The 24,869-nt window shown below is 42.8% G+C and carries 24 protein-coding genes; 22 read left to right on the top strand and 2 right to left on the bottom strand.

Going from position 1 to position 24,869, the window contains the following annotated elements:
- Positions 1–7: 7 nt before the first annotated feature.
- The 10 genes from CCS02_RS08670 (at position 8) to CCS02_RS08625 (ending at position 10,197) form a co-directional block, all read left to right on the top strand.
- Positions 8–784: a DeoR/GlpR family DNA-binding transcription regulator gene (locus CCS02_RS08670; RefSeq protein ID WP_072838286.1), complete on the top strand. Its 777-nt coding sequence runs from the start codon at positions 8–10 to the stop codon at positions 782–784.
- Positions 781–1,563: a triose-phosphate isomerase gene (locus CCS02_RS08665; protein ID WP_100636361.1), complete on the top strand. Its 783-nt coding sequence runs from the start codon at positions 781–783 to the stop codon at positions 1,561–1,563. Before CCS02_RS08670 ends, CCS02_RS08665 begins: the two co-directional genes overlap by 4 nt.
- Positions 1,564–1,579: 16 nt before the next feature.
- The gene (derI, locus tag CCS02_RS08660; protein ID WP_072838284.1) at positions 1,580–2,041 is read left to right on the top strand and encodes a D-erythrulose-4-phosphate isomerase; all 462 of its coding nucleotides are present in this window, start codon (positions 1,580–1,582) and stop codon (positions 2,039–2,041) included.
- Positions 2,042–2,073: 32 nt separating this feature from the next.
- Positions 2,074–2,910, top strand: coding sequence for an inositol monophosphatase family protein (locus CCS02_RS08655; RefSeq protein ID WP_198515349.1), 837 nt, complete (start codon positions 2,074–2,076; stop codon positions 2,908–2,910).
- Positions 2,911–3,336: 426 nt separating this feature from the next.
- Positions 3,337–4,221, top strand: coding sequence for a substrate-binding domain-containing protein (locus tag CCS02_RS08650; RefSeq protein ID WP_100636360.1), 885 nt, complete (start codon positions 3,337–3,339; stop codon positions 4,219–4,221).
- A gap of 57 nt (positions 4,222–4,278) precedes the next feature.
- The gene (locus CCS02_RS08645; protein ID WP_100636359.1) at positions 4,279–5,781 is read left to right on the top strand and encodes a sugar ABC transporter ATP-binding protein; all 1,503 of its coding nucleotides are present in this window, start codon (positions 4,279–4,281) and stop codon (positions 5,779–5,781) included.
- Positions 5,774–6,715, top strand: coding sequence for an ABC transporter permease (locus CCS02_RS08640; protein ID WP_072838281.1), 942 nt, complete (start codon positions 5,774–5,776; stop codon positions 6,713–6,715). Before CCS02_RS08645 ends, CCS02_RS08640 begins: the two co-directional genes overlap by 8 nt.
- 171 nt (positions 6,716–6,886) lie before the next feature.
- Positions 6,887–7,843 (top strand): sugar kinase, encoded by a 957-nt coding sequence (locus CCS02_RS08635; protein WP_157807983.1) that lies wholly within the window; start codon positions 6,887–6,889, stop codon positions 7,841–7,843.
- Complete coding sequence (locus CCS02_RS08630; RefSeq protein ID WP_100636357.1) at positions 7,844–9,133, top strand: D-tagatose-bisphosphate aldolase, class II, non-catalytic subunit; 1,290 nt, start codon at positions 7,844–7,846, stop codon at positions 9,131–9,133. It abuts the gene before it with no gap.
- Positions 9,134–9,174: 41 nt separating this feature from the next.
- Positions 9,175–10,197, top strand: a complete 1,023-nt coding sequence (locus CCS02_RS08625) for a LacI family DNA-binding transcriptional regulator (RefSeq protein WP_157807982.1) — start codon at positions 9,175–9,177, stop codon at positions 10,195–10,197.
- Between the two features lie 131 nt (positions 10,198–10,328).
- Here the strand turns inward: CCS02_RS08625 and paaX are convergent, their stop codons facing one another.
- Both paaX and CCS02_RS08615 read right to left on the bottom strand, forming a co-directional pair.
- The gene (paaX, locus tag CCS02_RS08620; protein ID WP_100636355.1) at positions 10,329–11,252 is read right to left on the bottom strand and encodes a phenylacetic acid degradation operon negative regulatory protein PaaX; all 924 of its coding nucleotides are present in this window, start codon (positions 11,250–11,252) and stop codon (positions 10,329–10,331) included.
- A gap of 115 nt (positions 11,253–11,367) precedes the next feature.
- Positions 11,368–11,955: a phenylacetic acid degradation protein PaaY gene (locus tag CCS02_RS08615; RefSeq protein ID WP_012070783.1), complete on the bottom strand. Its 588-nt coding sequence runs from the start codon at positions 11,953–11,955 to the stop codon at positions 11,368–11,370.
- Between the two features lie 357 nt (positions 11,956–12,312).
- Here CCS02_RS08615 and paaF point away from each other — a divergent pair, with 357 nt between their 5' ends.
- The 12 genes from paaF to paaZ all read left to right on the top strand — a co-directional run bounded on the left by paaF (position 12,313) and on the right by paaZ (position 24,793).
- Positions 12,313–13,098, top strand: coding sequence for a 2,3-dehydroadipyl-CoA hydratase PaaF (gene paaF, locus CCS02_RS08610; protein WP_100636406.1), 786 nt, complete (start codon positions 12,313–12,315; stop codon positions 13,096–13,098).
- 42 nt (positions 13,099–13,140) lie between these two features.
- Positions 13,141–13,932 (top strand): 2-(1,2-epoxy-1,2-dihydrophenyl)acetyl-CoA isomerase PaaG, encoded by a 792-nt coding sequence (paaG, locus tag CCS02_RS08605; RefSeq protein WP_100636354.1) that lies wholly within the window; start codon positions 13,141–13,143, stop codon positions 13,930–13,932.
- A 2-nt stretch (positions 13,933–13,934) separates the two neighbouring features.
- Complete coding sequence (gene paaH, locus CCS02_RS08600) at positions 13,935–15,473, top strand: 3-hydroxyacyl-CoA dehydrogenase PaaH (protein WP_100636353.1); 1,539 nt, start codon at positions 13,935–13,937, stop codon at positions 15,471–15,473.
- Positions 15,463–15,927: a hydroxyphenylacetyl-CoA thioesterase PaaI gene (gene paaI, locus CCS02_RS08595; RefSeq protein ID WP_100186948.1), complete on the top strand. Its 465-nt coding sequence runs from the start codon at positions 15,463–15,465 to the stop codon at positions 15,925–15,927. The genes paaH and paaI overlap by 11 nt, the downstream gene beginning before the upstream one ends.
- Complete coding sequence (gene pcaF / locus CCS02_RS08590) at positions 15,920–17,134, top strand: 3-oxoadipyl-CoA thiolase (RefSeq protein WP_100186947.1); 1,215 nt, start codon at positions 15,920–15,922, stop codon at positions 17,132–17,134. Before paaI ends, pcaF begins: the two co-directional genes overlap by 8 nt.
- A gap of 271 nt (positions 17,135–17,405) precedes the next feature.
- On the top strand, positions 17,406–18,725 hold the full coding sequence (gene paaK / locus CCS02_RS08585) for a phenylacetate--CoA ligase PaaK (protein ID WP_072838266.1): 1,320 nt from the start codon (positions 17,406–17,408) through the stop codon (positions 18,723–18,725).
- A 178-nt stretch (positions 18,726–18,903) separates the two neighbouring features.
- Positions 18,904–19,896: a 1,2-phenylacetyl-CoA epoxidase subunit PaaA gene (gene paaA, locus CCS02_RS08580; RefSeq protein WP_072838265.1), complete on the top strand. Its 993-nt coding sequence runs from the start codon at positions 18,904–18,906 to the stop codon at positions 19,894–19,896.
- Positions 19,897–19,916: 20 nt separating this feature from the next.
- Positions 19,917–20,198 carry a 1,2-phenylacetyl-CoA epoxidase subunit PaaB gene (gene paaB / locus CCS02_RS08575; protein ID WP_072838264.1) on the top strand — a complete coding sequence of 94 codons (282 nt, stop codon included), beginning with the start codon at positions 19,917–19,919 and terminating at the stop codon, positions 20,196–20,198.
- Positions 20,199–20,205: 7 nt separating this feature from the next.
- On the top strand, positions 20,206–20,967 hold the full coding sequence (paaC, locus tag CCS02_RS08570) for a 1,2-phenylacetyl-CoA epoxidase subunit PaaC (protein WP_100636405.1): 762 nt from the start codon (positions 20,206–20,208) through the stop codon (positions 20,965–20,967).
- Positions 20,954–21,487 carry a 1,2-phenylacetyl-CoA epoxidase subunit PaaD gene (gene paaD, locus CCS02_RS08565; protein WP_100636352.1) on the top strand — a complete coding sequence of 178 codons (534 nt, stop codon included), beginning with the start codon at positions 20,954–20,956 and terminating at the stop codon, positions 21,485–21,487. The genes paaC and paaD overlap by 14 nt, the downstream gene beginning before the upstream one ends.
- Positions 21,488–21,523: 36 nt before the next feature.
- Positions 21,524–22,597: a 1,2-phenylacetyl-CoA epoxidase subunit PaaE gene (paaE, locus tag CCS02_RS08560; RefSeq protein WP_100636351.1), complete on the top strand. Its 1,074-nt coding sequence runs from the start codon at positions 21,524–21,526 to the stop codon at positions 22,595–22,597.
- Between the two features lie 126 nt (positions 22,598–22,723).
- Positions 22,724–24,793, top strand: a complete 2,070-nt coding sequence (gene paaZ, locus CCS02_RS08555) for a phenylacetic acid degradation bifunctional protein PaaZ (protein ID WP_100636350.1) — start codon at positions 22,724–22,726, stop codon at positions 24,791–24,793.
- Positions 24,794–24,869 lie beyond the last annotated feature (76 nt).

Here is a 24,869-nt window from a genome sequence, read left to right as displayed (position 1 = left end):
AGTGTTTATGAAGCGTGATGAACGTAGACAGCAAATTATCGATCTTCTTGTCGAAAATGGTGTTGTTGATCTAGAGGAGTTAGCGAAACGTTTTGCTGTTTCGAAGATGACAATTCACCGTGATTTAGACGAACTTGAAGCCGGCGGCTTGCTGCGTAAAGTGCGAGGCGGTGCGACTATTGAAGCGGGCATGCAATTCGAAAGTGATTTTAGACTGCGTGAACGTCAGGGTAGTGAAGGTAAAGAACTTATGGCGTTAGAAGCATTGGAGCTAGTTGAGCCTGGGATGACAGTGATGGTCAACGATGGATCTATGGCTGCAATGCTGGGGAGCATGCTTCCTCGTAAAAAGCCACTGACAGTTATTACCAATAATGCTTCCATTTTGGAGGCATTAAAGTTTGAAAAGGGGATTGATCTTATTGCACTTGGTGGAATGTATTCTTCTAAGTTTAATGGTTACTTCGGCGTGTTGGCAGAGCAAAATTTAACTAGTTTGCGAGCGGATCTTGCTTTTTTATCGAGTCCTGCGGTATCTGGAAACCAAGTGTTTCATATGGATGCTGATGTGATTAGAGTAAAAAAAGCCATGATTAATGCGGCGGTTAAGACTTGCTTGTTGGTTAATCACACACGCTTTGATCGTGTTGCACTTCATGTACTGGCAAATCTTGATGATTTTGACTGGGTCATCACCGACCAAGTTCCAGAGCCAAACGTCCAACAGCAGTTGGTGGACGCTGGCATTCAGTTAACTATTGCGAGACCACTGGAAAATACATGACGGATAAAAAGCAATTTTGGGTTGGTACAAGTTGGAAAATGAATAAGACACTGGCAGAGGCACAAGCGTTTTCAGTCGCTTTACAGGTTGATGATGCTAATGCAGATGCCCATATTCAGAGATTTGTTATCCCTGCATTTACATGTGTACGTGAAGTAAAAGAAATACTTCGTGATACATCCGTAAAAGTAGGGGCCCAAAATATGCATTGGGCAGAACATGGAGCTTGGACAGGAGAAGTGTCTCCTCTAATGCTGAATGACTGTCACCTTGATATCGTTGAACTGGGTCACTCAGAACGACGAGAGTATTTTGGTGAAACCAATGAGACTGTTGGCCGTAAGGTCGAGTCTGCTATTCGTCATGGTTTAATTCCGCTTATCTGTGTTGGCGAAACATTGGCAGATAAAGAAAGTGGTCAGGCAGCTCATGTCTTAGCAAAAGAAGTGCGAGGTGCGTTGCAATTTCTGAGTGATGACCAGAAAGATGCGCCTATTTTGTTTGCTTATGAGCCTGTTTGGGCAATAGGTGAGCGAGGGATTCCAGCTTCTGCTGAGTATGCCGACGCAAGACAAGCTGAAATTCTGGATGTTTCCAAAAAAGTATTGGGACGCAAAGTGCCTTGTTTATATGGCGGCTCGGTGAACCCTAATAACTGTGAAGAACTTATAGCCTGCGAACACATTGATGGTTTATTTATTGGTCGATCCGCTTGGAGTGTTAGTGGATATATCGATATTTTAAATAAATGTGCCGCAGCCGTTCAAACGCAAATATAAAGCCGAGGATAGCATCATGAGAATTGCAATTGCTGGAGATAGTGCTGGCGAAGGGCTAGCAAAAATTTTAGCTGACCATCTTAAAGATCGTTACGATGTAGAGGAGGTTTCTCGAACTGACTCTGGAGAAGTTGAGCCGTTTTATGCCAATTTGTCTGATCGTGTCGCTAATGCAGTTTTAGAAGGAAAATACGATCGTGCCATTTTATGCTGTGGTACAGGAATTGGAGTGTGTATTGCAGCAAGTAAAGTGCCGGGTATTCGAGCTGCTCTCACTCATGACACTTATTCTGCAGAGCGCGCCGCACTTTCTAACAATGCACAAATTATTACTATGGGTGCACGTGTAATTGGGCAAGAGTTAGCGAAGTCCATTGCCGATGCGTTTTTGGTTCAAGTATTCGATGAAAATGGTCGCTCGGCAGATAATGTTAAAGCAATAAACTCTATTGATGAAAAATATCATGCTCGCCCGTAATTCATAGGTTTAGATTGTAAAATGGAGGTGTTGTGTTAACACGTAAGCAAAAATCAGAGATGATAGAAATTGTTCGGGACGTTGCCAAGGCAGAAATTTTGCCTAGGTTTAGAAGGCTCTCGGATGGTGCTGTGTCGTTCAAAACAAGTTTTGATGACCTTGTTACTGAAGCGGATGTTGCCTCTGAAAAAGCATTAACACAGCGCTTTCAAACGCTGTTGCCTCACGCTGTCATCATTGGTGAAGAAGCGGTTTCGGAAGATGAGTCATTATTAGATCAAATTGATACGAACGAACTGGTTGTTATCATTGATCCTATTGATGGGACATGGAATTTCGCTCATGGCTTATCAACCTTTGGTGTATTAATTGCAGCTATCTATCAAGGTGAAACCGTTTATGGCTTGTTGTATGACCCATTAAATGACGATTGGATTGAAACGAGTTTAGGTGAAGGCTCTTGGTTTGTTCGACCGGACCAATTGCCACGACGCTTAATGTTAAGTAATCAGCCTGTTGACTCTAAGTTGGTTGGATTTTTTTCGCCTTTTTTGTTTGAGGACAGTGCTGTGCGCGAGCGTGTTGCTATTCAGCAAGTTAATTATGCCCGTTCTTCCAATCTGCGTTGTTGTTGCCATGAATATCGAACAATGGTGCAGAACGGTGTTGATTTCTTTATTAGCCCTAAACCAAAAGTGTGGGATCATGCCGCAGGAATTCTTGCCTATCAGGAGTCGGGTGGCTATGTCTGTATGCTTGATGGAAGTTCTTATAAACCTACTGTTCGTAAAGGCGTGATTGTTGCTGGGCGAACAGAGGCGATTCAAGACCGTATCATGAAAGATTTTCAGTCTATCGACGTGATGTAGTAAGAGTAAAACAGGGTCAATACTTGTAATGCTTTGACTCATTCTGCTCCTTGAGAGTGGAGTGAGTTTTTTTAATATCTAATTCCAATCTAGGGTTATCTTTCAATGATGTCAGCATCATTCCAACTACCTGCCTTCTAGTTCCCCCAATAATTATCACAGCTACTTAACCTTTGACATTGCAGTAGCGAGTCTTAGATAGAATGCAATTATGTAGACATTACAAGCAAAAGTTGAATCGACCCACAATGCCTTTAGGGTGGCTATGTAGGAGAGGATAACTTTTTCATTTTTGTACGCGAGTAAAAAAAATATTGACTCGAGTAAATATAAGGGGTAATTTTCTTCATATATCTACTATTAATAATTAATAGTTGGTTTGTGTTGGCGTAATACTTATAAAAATAAATGTACAGGAAAATCAAAATGAAAAACCTTAAACGTTTTACTGCAATTGCTGTCGCTATTGCTTCCGCTTCTTTCAATCTTTATGCGAAAGATGAGCCTGTTGTTTGTGCTTCTCTTTTGACTCAATCCCATCCGTTTTATATCGCTTTAGGTAATGGCCTCAAAGAAGGTGCTAAGTTGCAACATATCAACTTAAAAGTTTCTGTGGCAAACCAAGATCTTGCTAAGCAAATTAACGATATAGAGGACTGCATTACTAAAAACGTAGATGCCATTGTCATATCTCCGGTGGACTCTAAGGGGATTCGTGGGCCGCTGAAAAAAGCTGAACGTGCAAATATCCCTGTCATTACTGTTGATATCGGTGCTGAAAATAGCAAGATTGTATCGCATATCGCGACGGATAATTACGGTGGCGGTGTCGTTGCAGGTAAGTTGGCAGTGAAACAGCTGGGTGGAAAAGGGCAGGTTGTTATGTTGTCTTATCCTGGTATTTCTTCCGTAGAAGCCAGATTGCAAGGTTTTCGTGATGCTGTAGCAGATACTGATATCAAAATCGTTGCGGTTCAACCAGGCAAAACTCGTGAAGAGTCTATGACATCAACTATTAACATGCTGCAAGCAAATCCTGATACGGATCTGATCTTTGCGTTTGGTGATGACATGATGATTGGTGCTGGTCTTGCGGTTACTAAACAAAAATCCAAAGCGGTTGTTATTGGATTTGATGGTATGCCAGAGGGCATTAAAGCTGTCGAAGAAAATGATCATATTATCGGTGTTGTGAAACAAGATGCTGATGCTATGGGTAAAACGGCAATGAAAGTCGTTGCAGATTATTTGAATGGCAAAGAAGTTAAGTCTGAATATCCGATTGTCCCTGTGCTGTATACAGGTAAGTAATTAACGGCGATAGAAATAGGGCTGATGTAGGCCCTATTTTTTGTTCTGGAGCTATTGATGTCGAAAGTATTACTAGAAACAGTCGGGTTGTGTAAGCATTTTGGCGACAACAAGGCTGTAGATGGGCTATCCATAAGGTTTCGAGCTGGAAAAGTGCATACTATTTTAGGTGAAAATGGTTGTGGTAAATCTACCACTCTTAAGATGCTGGCGGGCGTTCATCCACCTACATTTGGCAGTATTTTACGCAATGGTAAAAATGTTGAGTTTAAATCACCTAGAGATTCTCGAGACAATGGTATAGCTATTATTTTTCAAGAGCTTTCTTTGTGTAATAACCTCACAGTTGCAGAAAATATATTTGCAAATAACGAGCCTCATCGTTTTGGCGTGATCGATTCTAAAAAAATTATTTCCGATGCTAAAGGAATTCTTAATAAATATCACATACCAATATCGGCAGAAATAAAAGTGGGTTCTTTGTCAATGGCGCAGCGCCAGCTGGTAGAAATTGCCAAAGGCTTAAGTTACCCGTCTGATGTTGTTATTTTTGATGAGCCTACTTCTTCATTATCTGACTCTGAAGTCGAAATTCTATTTAATATAATTTCCGAACTGAAATCTGAAAATAAAGCCATTATTTACGTCAGCCATAAGATGGCTGAAATTATGCGTATTTCTGATGACATAACCGTTATGCGAGATGGGCAATATATAGACACAGTAGATAAAGCAGAGACATCAATTGACCCCCTTATTACTATGATGGTGGGTCGAGAGATGAATGATATTTATCCATCAAAAAATGAATCAACTTCAGAAATTGGTGACCTCGTCTTGAGTGTTAAATCTCTGACTAATCCTAATGCCTTTCATAATGTTAGCTTTGATCTTCATGCTGGTGAAGTGGTCGGTTTTTTTGGTTTAGTTGGTGCAGGACGATCAGATGTGATGAATGCTTTATTTGGCATGTTGCCATATGAAGGTGAAATCATTATTAAAGGTAAAAAAGTAGCAATAGAAACCCCCATTATAGCGATCGAAAACGGTATTGCATTTGTTACTGAGAACCGGAAAGAAGAAGGCTTAGTGCTAGATCACAGTGTGCATATTAACTGTAATTTGGCGAGTTTTGAACGAATAGCAATTCGTGGTCTGCTTAACGAGCAAGCAGAAGTTAGTCAAACCGAAGACAGTATTAAGCGGATGAATATTCGAGTACAGAATAGACACCAAAGTGTGGGGTCGCTGAGTGGCGGGAATCAGCAAAAAATCGTACTAGCTAAGTGGCTTGAAAGACAACCTGATATTTTGATCTTAGATGAGCCTACCCGTGGTGTAGATGTTGGTGCTAAATATGAAATCTATAGCATTATTCGCGAGCTGACGGAAAAAGGAACGGCTGTTATTTTGGTTTCATCTGAGTTACCTGAGGTGATGAATATGAGTGATCGATTATTTGTTATGAGAGAAAAAAAATTGGTTAAAGAGTTTAAAACGAAAGGGTTAACTCAGGATAAAGTAATGGTTTATGCAACGGGAGTTGATTCAAATGATTAAAAGTTTTTTTCGCGAATATGCTGGAATACTAGGTGGGTTATTAATTTTATGCTTGGTTTCTTCTTTTTTATCCGAATATTTTTGGTCAGTAAATAACGTTACAAATATTATTTTACAAACATCGATTGTTGCTATTGTTGCCTTTGGTATGACATATGCAATTTTACTTGCAGGAATTGATTTATCAGTTGGTTCTATTGTGGCACTAACTGGACTGGTTTTAGTAATAGGGCTAACAAATGGTTTACCTTTTGGCCTGATGCTTCCAATAGCGCTTTTAGTCGCTGTCTTTTGTGGCTTTTCGAACGGGTTTATCACCACCTGGTTAGGTGTTCACCCTTTTATTGTCACCATGAGCTTTATGGGAATTTGGCGTGGCGTCGCAATGTTAACCAGTGATGGTCAAGCCGTCTCTCTTTATGATAATGCTCCTTTTGAATACATTTTTAACGGTTACCTTTTTGGTATCCCTTTTCCCATTATTATTTTGTTGTCGATGATAGCTCTGAATCATTTTGTCTTATCAAAGACAACTTTTGGGCGTCGAGTTTATATTGTCGGTGGTAATCCAGAAGCTGCCGCTTATTCAGGTATCAACGTATCTAAAACCACTATTTACTCATATATGATCACAGGATTAATGGCTGGTGTGGGTGGTGTTATGTTGGCCTCAAGAATGTTTTCTGCACAGCCAACAGCCGCAAATGGTATGGAGCTAGATGCTATTGCAGCTTGTGTGCTCGGCGGAACTTCTCTTACCGGTGGTAGGGGAACAATTATTGGCACTTTAATTGGCGCTTTGATTATCGCTGTGCTTAGTAATGTTATGAGCCTAATGAATGTCGATTTCTTTGTTTCTCTTATTGTTAAAGGTGTCGTGATATTGATCGCTGTAGGCATCGATGTTTATAAAAATAAGAGAAAAGCTGCTTAGTATTACTATTTGGTTAGGTTTTATAAATGATGATTATTTTTTATGGTCATATTTTTCTACAGACCTAATAGAGATTTCTAAAAATATAACCATCCTTGAATATTTTATAATTTAAAGAATTTATATTGCTGTTTTATATTATCGGTAATGTATCCCTGCATAGGTAAAGTAATGAAAGAAGTAATCACTCTTGGTGAAATTCTTGTTGAAATAATGGCTAAAAAAACGAACCAGTTATTCATTGAAGCTGGTGAGTTTCTTGGACCTTATCCTAGTGGTGCACCTGCTATTTTTATCAATCAAGTAGCTAAAATGAAAGTTCCAGCTTCGATAATTGGCAGTGTTGGAGATGATGATTTTGGTAAGGTTTGTTTAAAGCGACTTATAGATAATGGTGTTAATACCAGTCTAATTGGAGTTAATAGTGAGCTTCCAACAGGAACAGCATTTGTTAGGTATCAAAGTAATGGTAACCGAGATTTTATTTTTAATATTCGTCATAGTGCCTCTGCTGCTTTTGAGTTAACTGATATTGCGAAAGAGCGTCTTTCTACTTGTGCTGTTTTACATGTTATGGGGTCGTCTATTTTTTCGCATGATGTAATACATATGATGCGAGCAGCGATTGAAATCGTAAAAAATAATGGTGGGAAAATATCTTTCGATCCTAATGTACGTAAAGAATTGTTGGGTGATTCAGCCTTGTTTGCATTTTTTAAAGAAGTTTTAGCCAAAACAGATATATTTTTGCCTAGTGGTGAAGAGCTATTTGCTCTAACTAATAAACAAATTTTAGAGGATGCGGTCGAATCGGCACTTGAATTGGGTGTTAGTGAAATCGTATTAAAACAAGGATCTGATGGTTGTGCTTTTTATAGTCATAATGACTATTTCTTTATGCCATCTTTTTCTGTTGAAGAAATTGATGCGACTGGTGCCGGAGATACTTTCGGAGCTACTTATATTGCATGTCGTGAACTGGGTTATTCACCAGAAAAATCTCTTGGGCTTGCTAATGCAAGTGGAGCCATGGCTGTATCTCATTGGGGGCCAATGGAGGGAGCATCATCAGAAGAAGAGCTTAATAAGTTTATCGATACTTTCACTGAATCTTTAGAGGAAATATAAATGTCTTCAACAGAAATACTAAAAAATATCGTCGAGCTAAATCGCTCAGGTGAGCAGATAGGTATTTATTCCGTATGCTCAGCAAATCGTTTTGTTTTAGAAGCTGCTATGTTAGAGGCGAAAGAAAATAATTCTCCACTATTGATTGAGGCGACTTGTAATCAGGTAAATCAAGATGGTGGTTATACCAATATGACCCCTGCTGACTTTCAAGCTTATATTGCTGAGGTTGCTAAGTCCGTTGATTATGATACTAATCAGCTTATTCTTGGCGGAGACCATTTGGGCCCAAATCCCTGGAAGCATCTTTCTTCAGCTGATGCTATGGAAAAGGCAATGGTGCTTGTAGAGGCCTATGTTAAAGCTGGTTTTACTAAAATTCATTTAGATGCAAGTATGTCTTGTGCTGATGATGAGGTACCGTTGTCGTCGGAAACGATTGCTAAGCGTGCCGCTATTATGTGTCAGGCTGCTGAACGTGTCTCTTTAGCGCAACAGAAACCTTATTACGTAATAGGTACCGAGGTTCCTGTTCCTGGCGGTGCCCAAGAGGATTTAGAAGAACTTCAGGTGACCTCTACTATAGATTTGGCCGATACCATTCATACTCACCGCGTGCTTTTCTCTAATCTTGGTATTGACGATGCTTTTGATCGAGTGATTGGTGTTGTAGTGCAGCCAGGAGTGGAATTTGATCACTCAAGTGTAATTGAATATGACCCAGTAAAAGCAAAAGAATTAAAGTCTGTTATTCATCAGTTTTCCGGAATGGTTTTTGAAGCTCATTCAACGGATTATCAATCGCAATCTTGTTTGAGCCATCTAGTAAGAGATCATTTTGCGATTCTAAAAGTGGGTCCGGGATTAACATTCGCATTTCGCGAAGCGGTATTTGCCTTAAGTTATATTGAAGATGAATGGATTGAACCTGAAAAACGCTCCAATATTCGAGAAGTGTTGGAGCAAACCATGGTAAATAATCCTAAGTATTGGGAAGGTTACTATCATGGGAATGAGCAAGATAAAATGTTTGCTCGCAAGTTTAGTTTTAGTGATCGCTCTCGATACTACTGGAATCACACTGATATTGAGGCAAGCTTGAAGGTGTTGATTCAGAACTTGACGACATCTCCTGCTCCGTACCCACTGATTAGCCAGTATATGTCTGCGCAATATGTTGCATTAAGAAAAGGTGAGATAATTAATGATCCTGCCGTTTTTTTGCGGGAACGAATTCGTTCTGAGATAAAAATGTATGCTCAGGCATGTAATCAATTTTCAGTAATCTAGTTGTTGTTTTTGTGGGTATTATTTTATGAGAGGACTTTTGATTGAAAAAAGTTAATACAATGGAAGAGTTTGCTGCGCTAGCTGGAGTATCTCGTCCTACGGCCTCTAAATATTTTGAAAAAAAAGATGCCGTTAGTCCTCGATCAAGAATGAAAATTGAGGCAATGCTAAAAGAAGTGGATTACCGTCCAAATCTTTTAGCGTCGCGCTTAATGCGTAAAGATTCGAAGATAATAGGGGTGTTAATTCCTTCTTTAGGGGATCCTTTTTATGCCTCTATTGTACGCTCGATTGCCATGAACGCGTTGGTTTATGGCTACTCAGTGATGATTGAGTGTTCTTATGGTGATCCTGCTCTTGAGTCGAAGGCTATTGAAAACTTTCTTTCGGTGAAAGTGGCTGGAATTTGCTATGCGCCATCCGGGATTCGACAAGTTGAAAAAAAGCTTCATAGAATCCAGATGGAGTTGCCTTTGGTGTTTATTGATGCTGTTTTTGAAGGAGCCAATTACAGCGTCAGAAATAACAATAGGCAAACAATTGGTCTTATTACAGATTACATGCTTGGGGCGGGGCGACATCCCGCTTTTTTCCCTATGCCGAATGTAAATAGTAATGCTCAGGAACGTTTGGACGTGTACCTCGACACGATGAAAGCAAGTGATGAGTCGCCTATCGTCCTTCCTGTTGGGCAAAGTTTGCGCTGGGATTTTGAAGAGTGGGCGCGAGAAGAAGCTTTACGCATGATTAGATCTAATCAATTGGATGGTGATGCCATTATATGTGCCAATGATCGGGTGGCATTTGGGGTTATTTCAGCAATGTTTTCAGAAGGTTTGATAACATTTAAGGATCAAAATTCCTTGAGTATTTCAATATCAGGCCATGATAATCAGCCTTTGAGTAAATTTACTTGTCCACCATTAACGACGGTTGAACAGGATGTAGAAAACATAGGTAAATGTGCTATTGATATGATTATGAGCTTAATAGGTATCATTTCAGATGAAATAGAGAGTCATATCAAGCTGGACGGTCGATTGATTATTAGAGAGTCTGCTTGATCTTCTATATGGTTTGAGTTCATTGTGTGGTGAAATAAGCTTTATAACTCATAGAGACTTCTTGAAGAAACTACATATGATTTATAAAGCTTGTTGCCTAGATCAAAAGCGTCGTGCGTTAGCTTGTATGACTAGTTCAATCCGCCAAATCTTTGATAAAAAGCTTGTGAAGCTTCTGGAAGTGGCCCATCTGCGGATTCTAGGTTTTTCCCTAGCCAGTGTTCTGCAGCTGGGGTGACTTTGCGGTAAATGTTTCGACATAGCTGTCTTGCGGCTCTGCCTTCCCAGTCTCCCGGTAGGAGCTCTTCAGGTAGCTGAGGATCTCGCAGCAAGAGCTTTCTGTATTCATGGATTAACAGAGTGCGAGTCAGGAAGCAGGATTCAGGGTCGAGATTGTCTTTTTCATCCAGTTCTTGCCATACAGGGCGAAACAGGTTGATGAATTCTTGGTAGTGAGCGCCAAGTTTATCGAGTTCCCAACAGTCTCTTACTAGCATTCGAATCTGTCTTCCTGCTAGCTCTTCTTGTTGATGTGTTTTAAATATAATGACTTTGCTTTGTAAACCAGATGAGGCTAAGACGGTATTTATGTCACTTAGATTGGTGTTTGGACTACCAATAAGCTGACCAGTTAGTACGCCAAAACCTTGCCAGTTGAGATCGTCTAGTAGCTGCTTTCTTTCCTCGGCAGACAATTGTTGTGTCATGATTAAACACCAAGAACCATCCCATACGGTTTGGTTGGCGCTGTACACGCGTCGGAAAGCTTGTTCAAACTTACGTCGACCAGAACCTGTTAAGCTGTAGTAACTTTTTCTTCCCACCTTGTCACTGGTCAGCCAGCCATCCTGAGTCAAACGAAAGATGGTGGTTCTCATTAATCGTTCGTTGATGCCCATTGGTTCAAGCAGCTTGATTAAACTGCCTAGCCAAACGGTTCCGCCATGAGGTTCAATCGTATCACCGTATAAAGTGATGACGAGAGATGATGCTCGAATGGGTTTTTGCTGTTGAAAACGAGTGATTAAAGTATCTAAAGTATTAATTCTGTTCATTGGTGACTGGTGATCCAGTGAGTTAAGCCAGAGGTCATTCTCTTAAACCTGTCCGGCTTAGTAAAGTGGAATAGTCTTAAAAGGGTAGACTAAGTGCATTGCAACATGGAATGTACTAGCCTTTTGGCTGATGTGACCGACTTTGCAGTGTTGGTCTATCTTCTTCTATGACATTGAGTGGAATGCATTCAACCATAGAGGTGAGGCATCTTTTCGAGAGTTCTATGTATTCTCGTGTGCCTGTTTGCTTCCATTTTAATTCGTCATCTGTGACGGATCGAACGATTTTTCCTGGCGAGCCCATCACCAGAGATCTAGGTGGACAAGTAAAGCGATTCTTTATAAATGAGGATGCAGCAATGATTGAACCTTCGCCGATTTCAGCGTAATCCATGACAACGCTGTTCATACCAATCAGAGCATCTTCTCCAACAACACAGCCATGTAAAACAGCACCATGACCAATGTGTCCATGTTTGCGAATGATGGTATGGCTGTCGGAAAAGCCATGGACAACACAGTTGTCTTGGATGTTTGACTCTTCTTCCATAGTAATGCGCCCAAAATCCCCTCTTAAACAGGCTCCTGGACCAACATAACAGCCTTCTCCAATGATGACGTCGCCAATCAGCGTCGCGGTTGGGTGTACGTATGCGCTTGGATGTACCACTGGGGTGACACCATCAATTTTGTAGTAAGGCATGTTTTTTCCTTTTTTATTTGGTTCTTTATTTCTTCAATTTTAGATTATTTTGTGTCGATATGTTTTAAATTCTTTCGTTTTTTTACGTGAAAATCGAAAATTATCAAGATTTATTTTTGTTTTATCGAATGCGAAAATCTTTTTAATGTCACTATCTGTATGAATTTATTATATTTTTTTGTCTATTTTTAGATTGTCGGTTGAGTCGTAAGTTAAAAGGATACAAAAAAAAATAAATTCTATCTTGTTTTGTATCTAATTATGATTCATCTTTATATTAAAAGAAGTGCTACTAAGCTTGCTGTGGCGTGTTTAGTGGAACGAACTAATAACAATAAGATCGAGTGTTTGAATCAAATGACAATTAAAAATTACCAATCATTGGTAGTGCATCAGGTCGAAGATGGGGTTCAGTTGGTGCAGTTGAACCGTCCCGAAGCACTGAACGCTCTAACCACAGAGTTATTGGCGGAATTATGCGATGTCATGGATGGCGTTGAAGCATCGAGTGATATTCGAGTCTTGGTGCTGACTGGCAGTTCGAAGGCTTTTGCCGCTGGAGCGGATATTAATGAGATGGCAGAACGTGATCTCGTTGGTATGCTGAATGATCCGCGTCAGCAATATTGGCAGCGTATAACGCGTTTCTCTAAACCCGTTATTGCAGCCATTAATGGTTACTGTTTGGGTGGCGGTTGCGAGTTGGCCATGCATGCGGATATTCTTATTGCTGGTCGTGATGCGCAATTTGGTCAACCTGAAATCAATCTAGGTATCATGCCTGGAGCAGGCGGAACCCAACGTCTGTTACGCGCTGTTGGTAAATCTCTCACCATGCAAATGGTGCTTACCGGTCAACCTATCAATGCCCAGCAGGCAAAAGATGCTGGTCTCATCAGTGAAATAACCCAACCTGAACTTACTGTTACCAGAGCTTTGGCTTTGGCGAAAGTCATTGCGAGTAAAGGCAGTCTTGCTGTGCGCTTAGCAAAAGAATCCATTCTAAAAGGCATGGATACTGACTTAGCAACAGGCCTGCGTTTTGAACGCCATGCTTTTACTGTGCTGGCAGGTACTGAAGATAGGAAAGAAGGGATTATGGCGTTTAAAGAAAAACGTCAGCCCAACTTTTCTGGTCGCTAATTTTCTGGCGTTATTTTTCAATTTTTAGAGAGGCAATAGTAAATGAGCTTCGAACACATTCTATATTCGGTTGATTCTGGTGTGGCATTACTGAGCTTAAATCGCCCCAAGGCGCTTAATAGCTTTAATGAAGTCATGCACCTTGAAGTACAGCAAGCACTAAAGTCCGCTCTAAAAGATAAACAGGTTAGGGCGCTGGTTTTAACGGCTGAGGGGCGAGGTTTCTGTGCTGGGCAAGATTTGTCTGATCGTAATGTTGATCCTAATGCCGCGTCACCTGATCTGGGTATTTCAATAGAACGTTTTTACAATCCACTGATTAAACAGTTACAGGCTTTTCCGATGCCAGTGATATGTGCTGTTAATGGTGTGGCGGCAGGTGCTGGGGCGAATATTCCTTTGGCGTGCGACCTGGTTATTGCGGCGCGTTCTGCCAAATTTATTCAGGCTTTTTGTAAGATCGGTTTAATACCTGACTCAGGTGGAACCTGGTTTTTACCACGCTTGATCGGTATGGCAAGAGCCAAAGAGTTGGCCTTGTTAGGAGAACCACTTATGGCGGAAAAAGCGCTAGAGTGGGGGATGATTTATAAAGTCGTAGACGATGAAAGTTTGCGCGAAGAGGCGATGTCGTTGGCGCGTCGTCTGGCAACTCAACCAACCAAAGGTTTGTCTTTTGTTAAGCGTGCACTCAATCAAAGTTTTGATCACGATTTTAATACTCAACTAGATGTTGAGCGTGATTTACAGCGAATGGCGGGTCAGACGCAGGATTACCGTGAAGGCGTAAAAGCCTTTATGGAGAAACGTACTCCAGAATTTAAGGGAGAATAATCATGCTAGCCTTGAAGCAAAGTGCGGTTGTTGGGGTGATTGGTGCTGGCGCAATGGGAGCTGGGATTGCTCAGGTAGCTGCCCAAGCGGGTCATCAAGTTAAGCTTTATGACAATCGAGAAGGTGTTGCTCAAACTGCTATCGATGCAATGGCGAAGCAGATGGCTAAATTGGTAGAGCGCAACAAGTTTACTTCTGAGCAAGTGCAACAAATATTAGCTCGCTTGTCAGTGGCAAACTCGCTGGATGATTTGTCTGATGCTGGGTTGGTAGTGGAAGCCATCGTTGAAAACATCGACGTCAAGAAAGTCATTTTTGATACGTTAGAATCGGTTTGCGCCGCAGACTGCATTTTAGCCAGTAATACCTCTTCTATTTCTGTTACTCGTTTAGCGGCTGGAATGAAATATCCAGCACGTATGGTTGGCATGCATTTCTTTAATCCGGCTCCGATTATGAAGTTGGTTGAAGTGGTGTCTGGTTTGGCAACCGATTCTGATGTGGCGACCTGTGTTTATGAAACCGCGTTGAATTGGGGGAAAAAGCCTGTTTATGCCGCTTCTACTCCGGGTTTTATTGTTAATCGAGTAGCACGTCCTTTTTACGCTGAGAGTTTTCGTTTAAGACAAGAGCAGGTTGCGGATTGTGTGACCTTGGATACTTTGTTGAAAGGGGCGGGTGGCTTCCGAATGGGGGCGTTCGAGCTGACGGACATGATTGGTCACGACGTGAATTATGCGGTTACCTGTTCTGTATTCGATGCTTATTATGGCGATTTTCGCTTTCAGCCTTCTTTGATTCAAAAAGACTTAGTAGATGCTGGCTTTTTAGGGCGGAAAACCGGCCAAGGTTTTTATTCTTATCAAGAGGGTGCCGAAAAGCCTGAGGCTCAAGTCGTCTCTGTCTTATCCTCTAGTGATGTGAATACTATCAAGTGTGAAGTATCTGAAGATGTTGGTCATCTAGCCGGATTGGTTGAGCGTTTGTCTCAGGCTGGTGTTCAAGTAACACAAGTATCTGGATTGGCGAAAGGCTATCTAAAAATTGGCAGAGCCTTGCTGGCGTTAACCGACGGACGTATGGCGTGTGAGCGCGCTAAAGATGAGCTGTTAAGCGATCTTGTTTTGGTGGACTTGGCGCTGGATTATCAGAGTGCAGCTCATCTTGCATTGAGTCGTTCGGCATCGACATCCGAAGCTGCGTTTAATGACGTTGTTCAGTGTCTTGATCTGCTTAGCATTAAGGTAAGTGAAGTAGCGGATTCGCCGGCCTTGGTTGTGATGCGAACGGTCGCTATGTTGGCGAACGAGGCCGCTGATGCGGTTTTGCAGGGCGTCGCAACGGCAGAAGGTGTCGATACGGCCATGTGTTTTGGCCTGAACTACCCAAAAGGTCCATTAGCGTGGGCTGATTCTATTGGCGTTGCTGATGTGGAAATGGTGTTGCGTAACTTGCAGCTGTCATATGGTGAGGACCGTTACCGTCCTTCTTTGTTAATTCGTCGTATCGCTATGTTAGAAGGAAGCTTTCATGTCCAATAACTTTACTGAAGAACAGATGAAAGTGCAGCTTGCTGAGCGTTGCGCGCAAGCTTTGTATGAGCGAGATGTCGCCACTCAGCATTTAGGTATTGAGTTGCTATTTTCTGCGCCGGGTCAGTCGCAAGTTCGCATGACAGTGCAAGACTTTATGTTGCAAGGGCATAAAACTTGCCACGGCGGCTATATGTTTACCTTGGCCGATTCGGCTTTTGCGTTTGCCTGTAATACCTACAACCAACCGACTGTTGCGCTTGGTTGTTCTATTGATTACGTCGCACCTGCTTATCAAGGTGATGTGCTGACCGCAAGTTGCCGTGAGAAAAGTCGTGGTGGACGTACGGGAAACTACGACGTAGAGATTCATAACCAACAAGATCAATTGATCGCTATATTTCACGGCAAATCTTACCGCGTTAAAGGCGAGATACTTTCACAGGAGAACGTAAATGACTGATGCTCTTATTATTGATGCTATCCGTACGCCGATTGGACGTTACGGTGGCGCGCTTTCTAAAGTCAGGGCAGACGATTTGGGTGCTATTCCAATTAAATCTCTAATGGATCGAAACCCGACGGTTGATTGGTCAAAAGTAGATGATGTCTTGTATGGCTGTGCGAACCAAGCGGGTGAAGATAATCGCAATGTGGCTCGAATGTCTTCTTTGTTATCAGGGCTTCCTCATAGTGTGCCAGGTTCGACGATCAATCGTTTGTGTGGTTCTGGTATGGATGCGGTTGGCTTGGCAGCTAGAACTATTCGTGCTGGTGAAGCGGGGTTGATGATTGCGGGTGGTGTTGAGTCTATGTCACGAGCGCCATTCGTATTGGGAAAAGCAGATCAGGCTTTTTCCCGCCAAGCGGATATGTATGACACGACGATCGGCTGGCGTTTTGTGAATAAACTGATGGCAGATCAGTTTGGCGTACATTCTATGCCCGAAACCGCTGAAAATGTGGCGGAAGAGTTTAATATTTCCCGCGCAGATCAAGATCTATTCGCTTTGCGTAGCCAGCAGAAAACCGCTGTTGCTCAAGAAAATGGACGTCTATCGAAAGAGATTATCCCAGTTGTGATTCCGCAACGTAAAGGCGATCCAGTCGTGGTTAGTCAGGATGAACATCCTCGTGCAGACACCAGTTTGGAAACGTTGTCGAATCTTGCTACGCCTTTTCGTCGCGATGGCAAAGGATCGGTTACAGCAGGTAATGCGTCTGGCGTTAACGACGGCGCTTGTGCCTTGTTGTTGGCAAGCGAAGAAGCTGCAGCGACATATGGTTTAAAAGCGCGTGGGCGAGTATTGGGTATGGCGGCGGCAGGTGTTGAGCCGCGTATTATGGGAATTGGTCCTGCTCCAGCGTCTAAAAAGGTACTTGAGCAAGTGGGTCTTACCTTAGAGGATATGGATGTTATTGAATTAAATGAAGCCTTTGCGTCACAAGGTTTGGCGGTATTGCGCGAGCTTGGTTTAGCAGATGACGATGCTCGAGTTAACCCAAATGGCGGTGCCATTGCATTAGGTCATCCATTAGGGATGAGTGGTGCACGATTGATTACCACCGCGTTAAATGAATTGGAAATTAAGAATAAGCGGTATGCCTTGTGCACTATGTGTATTGGTGTGGGTCAGGGTATAGCAATGGTGATTGAGCGACTTGATTAACGACTACTGTGCTCGCCAATACTGTGTTAAAAACAGACTCAAAATGCTCATTTATAACCCATAAACTCTGCTTTTTCGTCTGTTTTTGCCTTGTCTTGGCTTCGCTCGTAACGTCGTGGGCTGTCGTGACGTTGTGGGGCGTCATGCGTCGCGTTGTAGTCGTAAAACGGTTTCAATTTACCTAGCAGTCAAAATAATAAGGTTGTGTTACCAAAAAATAATACAGCCATGAATACTAAATTCTAAAAATAATAAAAGAGAGAGCGCAGCAATGGATATTCGTAGTCGGTTTAATCCAGATCAACTTGACCCAATGGAAACAGCCAGTATTGATGAGTTGCGAGCTCATCAATTAGAGCGTTTGCAGTGGACAGTCAATCACGCTTATAGCAATGTTCCTATGTATAAGCAGCGTTTTGATCAGTTAGGGTTGCACCCAGATGATATTAAAACGTTGGACGATCTTGCCAAACTTCCTTTCACTACAAAATCGGACCTACGAGATAACTATCCGTACGGTATGTTTGCGACACCGATGAATCAAGTGGTTCGCCTTCATGCATCAAGTGGAACGACCGGTAAGCCAACGGTCGTTGGATACACCCAAAATGATATCGATAATTGGGCCAACATCGTGGCTCGTTCGATCCGTGCTGCGGGCGGGCGCAAAGGCGATATGCTACATAATGCTTATGGTTACGGCCTGTTTACTGGCGGCTTGGGTGCACATTATGGCGCCGAACGTCTTGGTTGTACGGTTATTCCAATGTCTGGTGGGCAAACTGAAAAGCAAGTGCGTCTGATTCAAGATTTTCAGCCTGACATTATTATGGTGACGCCATCCTATATGTTGAATTTGTTAGATGAAATGGAAAAACAAGGCATCGATCCGCTTGGGCTTAAGTTGCGTTTAGGTATTTTTGGTGCAGAGCCGTGGACACAAGAATTACGTCGCTCAGTAGAAGAGCGAGCAGGTATTCGTGCCATGGATATTTATGGTTTGTCTGAAATCATGGGGCCTGGTGTGGCGATGGAATGCGCAGAAAGTCAGGATGGACCTACGGTATGGGAAGATCACTTCTATCCTGAAATTGTCGATCCGAATACTGGTGATGTGCTGCCAGATGGTGAGATGGGAGAGTTGGTGTTTACCAGCCTAAGTAAAGAAGCCTTGCCAATGATTCGTTACCGTACGCGGGATTTAACTCGATTATTACCGGGAACCGCTCGCCGTATGCGCCGCATCGATAAAATTACTGGCCGTAGCGACGACATGATGATTATTCGCGGTGTGAACGTTTTCCCAACGCAGATTGAAGAAGAAGTAATTAAAGTAAATCACTTTTCAGAAAACTATGAAATACATCTGTATCGCAAAGGTAATATGGATAGTATGGATGTGCATGTTGAGCTGCGTCCTGATTGTGCTGGTTTTGATGAGCAAAAAATCAATGGTGCCATTAATGAATTGCGTCATCATGTGAAGTCGTCTATAGGGATCAGCATTAACGTTAAGCTCAGAGAAATAGGCAGCATAGCTCGTTCAGAGGGCAAGGCTAAACACGTCTACGACGAACGAATTTCCGTTTAATTAATCTTTCTATTTGATAAAGAGTAGCCTCTTGTTTTAAGGGGCTAGGATTTTCTGTTGCCAAAAAATTAGAATATTAAATGATACATAAAATTAAAAATTAACTTGAATTTATGTATCATTAGTCTATTCTTTTATAAAGAAGCTGACTTATTTCTACGATATTGGAGATGTTCTCATGTACGCACAACAGGTTGAAACAGGGACGAAAGCAATAAAATCCCTAGCTGAAATGGGGCCAGAAGAAAGGGCATTTCAGGAAAAAATTGATGCCGAGATTAAAATCGAGGCTAAAAACTGGATGCCAGATAACTATCGCAAAACCTTGATCCGTCAAATTTCCCAGCATGCTCATTCTGAAATTGTGGGTATGTTGCCAGAAGGTAATTGGGTGACCCGCGCGCCAACCTTGAAACGTAAGTTGCAACTTATGGCCAAAATTCAGGATGAAGCGGGCCATGGTTTGTATCTGTATAGCGCGATGGAAACGCTCGGTGCCGATCGCGATGAAGAGATTGAAAAGCTTCATTCCGGCCGTGCTAAGTATTCGAGTATCTTTAACTACCCAACACTTAATTGGGCCGATATGGGCGCTGTTGGTTGGTTGGTTGATGGTGCTGCGATTGTCAATCAGGTACCCCTTCAGCGTACCTCTTACGGTCCTTATTCCCGCGCCATGATCCGAGTCTGTAAAGAAGAAAGCTTTCATCAACGCCAAGGCTACGAAATTCTTTTGCACATGATGCGCCATGGCATCCAAGCACAAAAAGACATGGTGCAGGATGCCATCAATCGCTTGTGGTGGCCGTCATTGATGATGTTTGGCCCAAGTGATGCAGAGTCTCCTAACTCGGCTCAATCTATGGCATGGAAAATCAAACGCCATACCAATGACGAATTGCGTCAACGCTTTATTGACCAAACCATTCCGCAGCTAGAGCTATTAGGCTGCACAGTTCCAGACCCTGATTTGAAATGGAATGAAGAACGTGGTCACTACGACTTTGGTGAGATTCAGTGGGAAGAATTCTACGAGGTTCTCAAAGGCAATGGCCCTTGTAATCGAGAGCGTTTGGAAACGCGTCGAAATGCGATTCAAGATGGAGCTTGGGTACGTGAAGCGGCGGTAGCCCATGCAAACAAAAAACAAAAACAACAGGCTGCTGCCTAACTAATTTTGAGGTATCTCCCATGTCTGAATGGACACTTTTTGAAGTATTTATCCGTAGTAAACACGGCCTAAATCACAAGCATGTTGGCAGTGTTCATGCAGTGGATGCCGAAATGGCCATCGAAAATGCCAGAGACCTTTACACGCGTCGAAATGAAGGCGTGAGTATTTGGGTTGTGCCATCTGCATCAATCACAGCAACCGCGAGTGATGAGAAAGAGCCTTTATTCGATCCATCAGAAGACAAAGTCTATCGTCATGCCAGCTTTTATGAGCTGCCTGATGAAGTAGGGCATATGTGAGGTGGTTATGACTAAATACGATGAATTAACCGAATTCTTATTGCGTCTTGGCGACAGTGCCTTGATTCATGCTCAGCGCCTTTGTGAGTGGACAGGTCGTGCTCCAGCTCTTGAAGAAGAAATGGGCATGATGAACGTCGGTCTTGACTTAGTCGGTCAGGCTCGCAATTGGTATGAATACGCCGCCGAGCGAATTAACGATGGTACAGATGCCGATACGTTAGCATTTCGCCGTGATGAGCGTGCGTTTCGTAATTTGCTATTGGTAGAACAGCCTAATGGCGATTTTGCCGTCACTATGACGAAGCAGTTTTTCTATGACGCTTGGCAGTTTCACCTGCTTACGATGCTAAAAGGTGCAAAGGATGAACGTATTGCGGCGATTGCAGCGAAGTCTTTAAAAGAAGTGACTTACCATTTGCGTCGCTCATCTCAATGGGTTGAACGTTTAGGTGACGGTACCGAAGAAAGCCATCAACGCATGGAAAAAGCAGTAGATATCGTTTGGCGTTTTACCTTTGAACTGGTTGAAAAAAATGACGCTGAATTGGCTCTGTCTGAATCAGGACATATTCCGGCGCTTACCGAATTGCCGGAACAATGGCTGGCGACAGTAAACGAAGTATTCGCTAAAGCGACGTTAACGGTTCCTGATGCGCCAAGTACTTTCTATTTGAGTGCTCGAACAGGTATGCATTCAGAACATTTGGGGACTTTATTGGCAGAAATGCAGTTCTTACAACGAGCTTATCCCGATGCAAGCTGGTGAGTTAATTACCACCGACCAACAAGGTCGTTCAGGGGGCGAGGCCGATATCCAGCAAGCATATAGCGTGCTGGAAGACGTCATGGACCCTGAAGTACCTGTGGTGAGTGTGATGGATCTTGGTATTGTTCGAGACGTCAGTTGGGCGGATGGACATCTTTATGTAGTGGTGACACCAACGTATTCAGGTTGTCCTGCGACAGAATATATCGAAACGTCGATACGTGATGCGCTGCAAGATGCAGGTTTTTCACACCCTAAAGTATCGCAGCGTTTAGATCCAGCTTGGACAACCGATTGGATTACCGAACAGGGTCGAAGTCGCCTTAAAGCCTACGGGATTGCGCCTCCAGTTGGTAGCTCAAGCAAGCGCTCTTTGTTGTCGGGAATTACACAAGTTGAATGTCCAAATTGTGGTAGTGAAGACACTGAGCAATTAAGTGAATTCGGCTCGACAGCCTGCAAATCCTTGTATCGGTGTAAGTCCTGTTTAGAACCGTTTGATTATTTTAAATGCATTTGAGCCATAGATAAAAATAACGTGGCCGTGGAGACACAGATGAATCAATTTCACTCACTTACCGTTTCAGATTTACGTCGTGAAACTCGTGATTCTATTTCGCTCGCTTTTGATATCCCAGAGGATTTAGCGCAGAGCTATCAATTCAAACAAGGTCAATTTTTGACACTGCGTACTCAAATTGATGGCCAAGAAGTACGTCGTTCTTATTCTATTTGCAGTGGCGTTCAAGACAATGAAATGCGAGTCGCAATAAAGCGTGTGCCTGATGGGCTTTTTTCTACCTTTGCTAATGATTCGATTAAGGTTGGTGATGTTCTTGAGGTAATGCCACCGCTAGGGCACTTTTATTCAGAACTTGATCCTTCCCGTCATGGTGACTATTTATTGGTTGCCGCAGGCAGTGGGATTACCCCAATTCTGTCTATTGCAAAAACGACTTTAGCCACTGAGCCGTACAGTAAAGTCACGCTTTTATATGGTAATCGTTCTACTTCTTCCACCATGTTCCGAGATCAACTTGCCGATCTAAAAAACACTTATATGGATCGTTTGAATCTGATTTTCGTCTTGAGTCGTGAACAGCAAGATATCGATTTGTACAACGGTCATATTGATGAAGAGAAATGTCGCGCTTTGTTTGAACGTTGGGTGAATGTGAAGACATTGGCAGGGGCGTTTATTTGCGGGCCTCAATCCATGACGGAAACGGTTAGAGACATATTAAAAGAGTCTGGTACACCAGAAGAAAACATCCATTTTGAACTGTTTGCCGCGGCAGGTAATGAGCGCAAACGAGAGCAGCGTGCACAAGCTGCTGCCAATGCAGATATGTCGGAAATTACCGTCATTCGTGATGGTCATGCAATGAGCTTTGACCTGAAACAGAATACTGAAAACTTGCTTAATGCGGGTAACGAGCATGGTGCAGATCTGCCGTTTTCGTGTCGAGCAGGCGTGTGTTCTACCTGTAAATGCAAGGTCGTTGAAGGCGAAGTGGACATGGACATCAGTATTGGTCTTGAAGACTACGAAGTGGAAGCGGGTTATGTGCTTTCTTGTCAGTCTTACCCTGTGTCGAAGAAGGTTGTATTGGATTTTGACCAAGTCTAATTCTGCTTGATCACTCGCCTGATCATGAAAGAAAGCATAAAGAAAGTTAAAGCATAAAAAATACGATCGATACATCATAAAAACAACAAAGATGACGGTGGCTTTATGCCACTGATGGAGAGCACTATGAGCCAAAGCCATATTTTACAAAGCCCAGTTCTACAAAGCTTTATTGCTGGGGAGTGGTTAGGTAATCAAGCTGGACAAGCGTTAGCTAGCCCTGTCAACGGTGAAACGATTTATCACACACACGCTGAAACCATTGATTTTGGCCGTTCACTGGAATTTGCCCGCACCAAAGGTCGTGCTTCTTTAATGGCAATGGACTTTCAAAGTCGCGCGTCTTGTTTACGCGACTTAGGCAAACATTTACTCGAATATAAAGAGTCGTTATACGCCATTTCTCTGTTGACTGGAGCGACTCGCAATGACAGTTGGGTAGACATAGAAGGTGGTGCAGGTACTTTATTTGCGTACGCGAGCGTAGGCCGACGTGAGTTGCCATCCGGCAACCTGATTCACGAAGATGATGCCTTTCCTTTGGGTCGTGATGGGCAGTTTTTTGGTACGCATATTTTGGTGCCTCGCCAAGGTGTTGCCGTACATATCAATGCGTTTAACTTCCCAATTTGGGGCATGTTAGAAAAATTCGCAGCTAACTTTTTGGCGGGCATGCCTTGTATTGTTAAGCCTGCGACGTCTACCTCTTATTTGACTGAGGCTTGTGTGCGTTTGATGCAAGAGTCTGGTTTATTGCCAGAAGGCAGTTTGCAGTTAATCATTGGACGTACTGGCGACTTATTAGATCGTTTGGATGGTCAAGATGTGGTGACTTTTACGGGCTCTGCGAGTACCGCAGCCAAATTAAAAGTCACACCAAATATCATCAATAACTCTATTCCTTTTAATGCCGAAGCAGATTCATTGAACTGCGCTATCCTAGCGCCAGATGTCTCTGTCGATAGTCCAGAATTTGAGCTTTTCATTAAAGAAGTCGCACGGGAAATGACAGTGAAAGCAGGGCAGAAATGTACCGCTATTCGTCGAGTATTGATTCCTGAAAATCAAGTAGAAGCAGTTTCGGAACACTTAAGTGCACGCCTTGCTAAAGTGTCAATCGGCGATCCGCATTTAGATACCGTTCGCATGGGGGCATTGGCCTCTTTTGAACAGAAAGAGGATGTCTTAGGGCAGCTTGAAGAGCTGCTAAAAAGCAGTAGCGTAGTTTATGGGCATGAAGACAGTTTTGAGCTTTTAGGTAAAGGCTCTGAAAAAGGCGCTTTTGTGCAACCTACCTTGCTGCTGAGTAATGATCCAGATGCAGAAGGCGGAGCGCATGACATAGAAGCGTTCGGTCCAATCAGTACTTTAATGCCTTATAAAGATATCGACCATGCTATCGCGCTTGCAGCTCGTGGTAAGGGATCTTTGGTAACAACTTTAGTGACTCAAGACCCTGAGATTGCAAGAAAAGTGGTGCCTGCTTTAGCCGCATGGCACGGCCGAGTGCATATCTTGAACGAAGCATCCTCAAAAGAATCTACCGGACATGGCTCTCCGCTGCCAATGTTAAAGCATGGTGGTCCAGGACGCGCTGGTGGTGGTGAAGAATTAGGCGGTATACGTGGTGTTAAACACTATATGCAACGTGCTGCTATTCAGGGTTCTCCAACGATGTTGTCGGCGGTCACCGGAGAATATGTTCGTGGTGGCGAAACCTATGAAAGTGATGTGCATCCATTCCGTCGTTATTTCGAAGATCTTCGCATTGGAGAGTCTTTGCTTACTCATCGACGTACTGTTACGGAAACCGACATAGTGAACTTTGGTTGTTTGTCCGGAGATCATTTCTATATGCACTTCGACGATATAGCCGCACGCGATTCTCAGTTCGAGCAGCGTATTGCCCATGGCTATTTTGTTTTATCGGCAGCCGCGGGTTTATTTGTTTCTCCTGGAGAAGGTCCGGTATTGGCAAATTATGGCTTGGATACCTTGCGCTTTATCACTCCAGTTCCAATTGGCGACACCATTCGCGCGCGTTTAACCTGCAAACGCAAAATTGACCAAGGCAAGTTAAGTCCGAAAGGCGAGCCTCAGGGCGTGGTGGTTTGGGACGTTCAAGTCACTAACCAGCATGATGAATTAGTTGCCAGTTACGACATTTTAACTTTAGTTAAAAAGCAATTTGATTGATTATTACAAGGGGGAGTTATTCTCCCTTTTTCAAGTCTTGCGCATTTTACCTAGTTTAAAACAATAAAAGAATTTA

This window comes from Marinomonas sp. ef1, assembly GCF_002806845.1.
In the GTDB taxonomy this organism is placed as follows: domain Bacteria; phylum Pseudomonadota; class Gammaproteobacteria; order Pseudomonadales; family Marinomonadaceae; genus Marinomonas; species Marinomonas polaris.
This window is presented reverse-complemented; position numbering and strand designations above follow the sequence as displayed.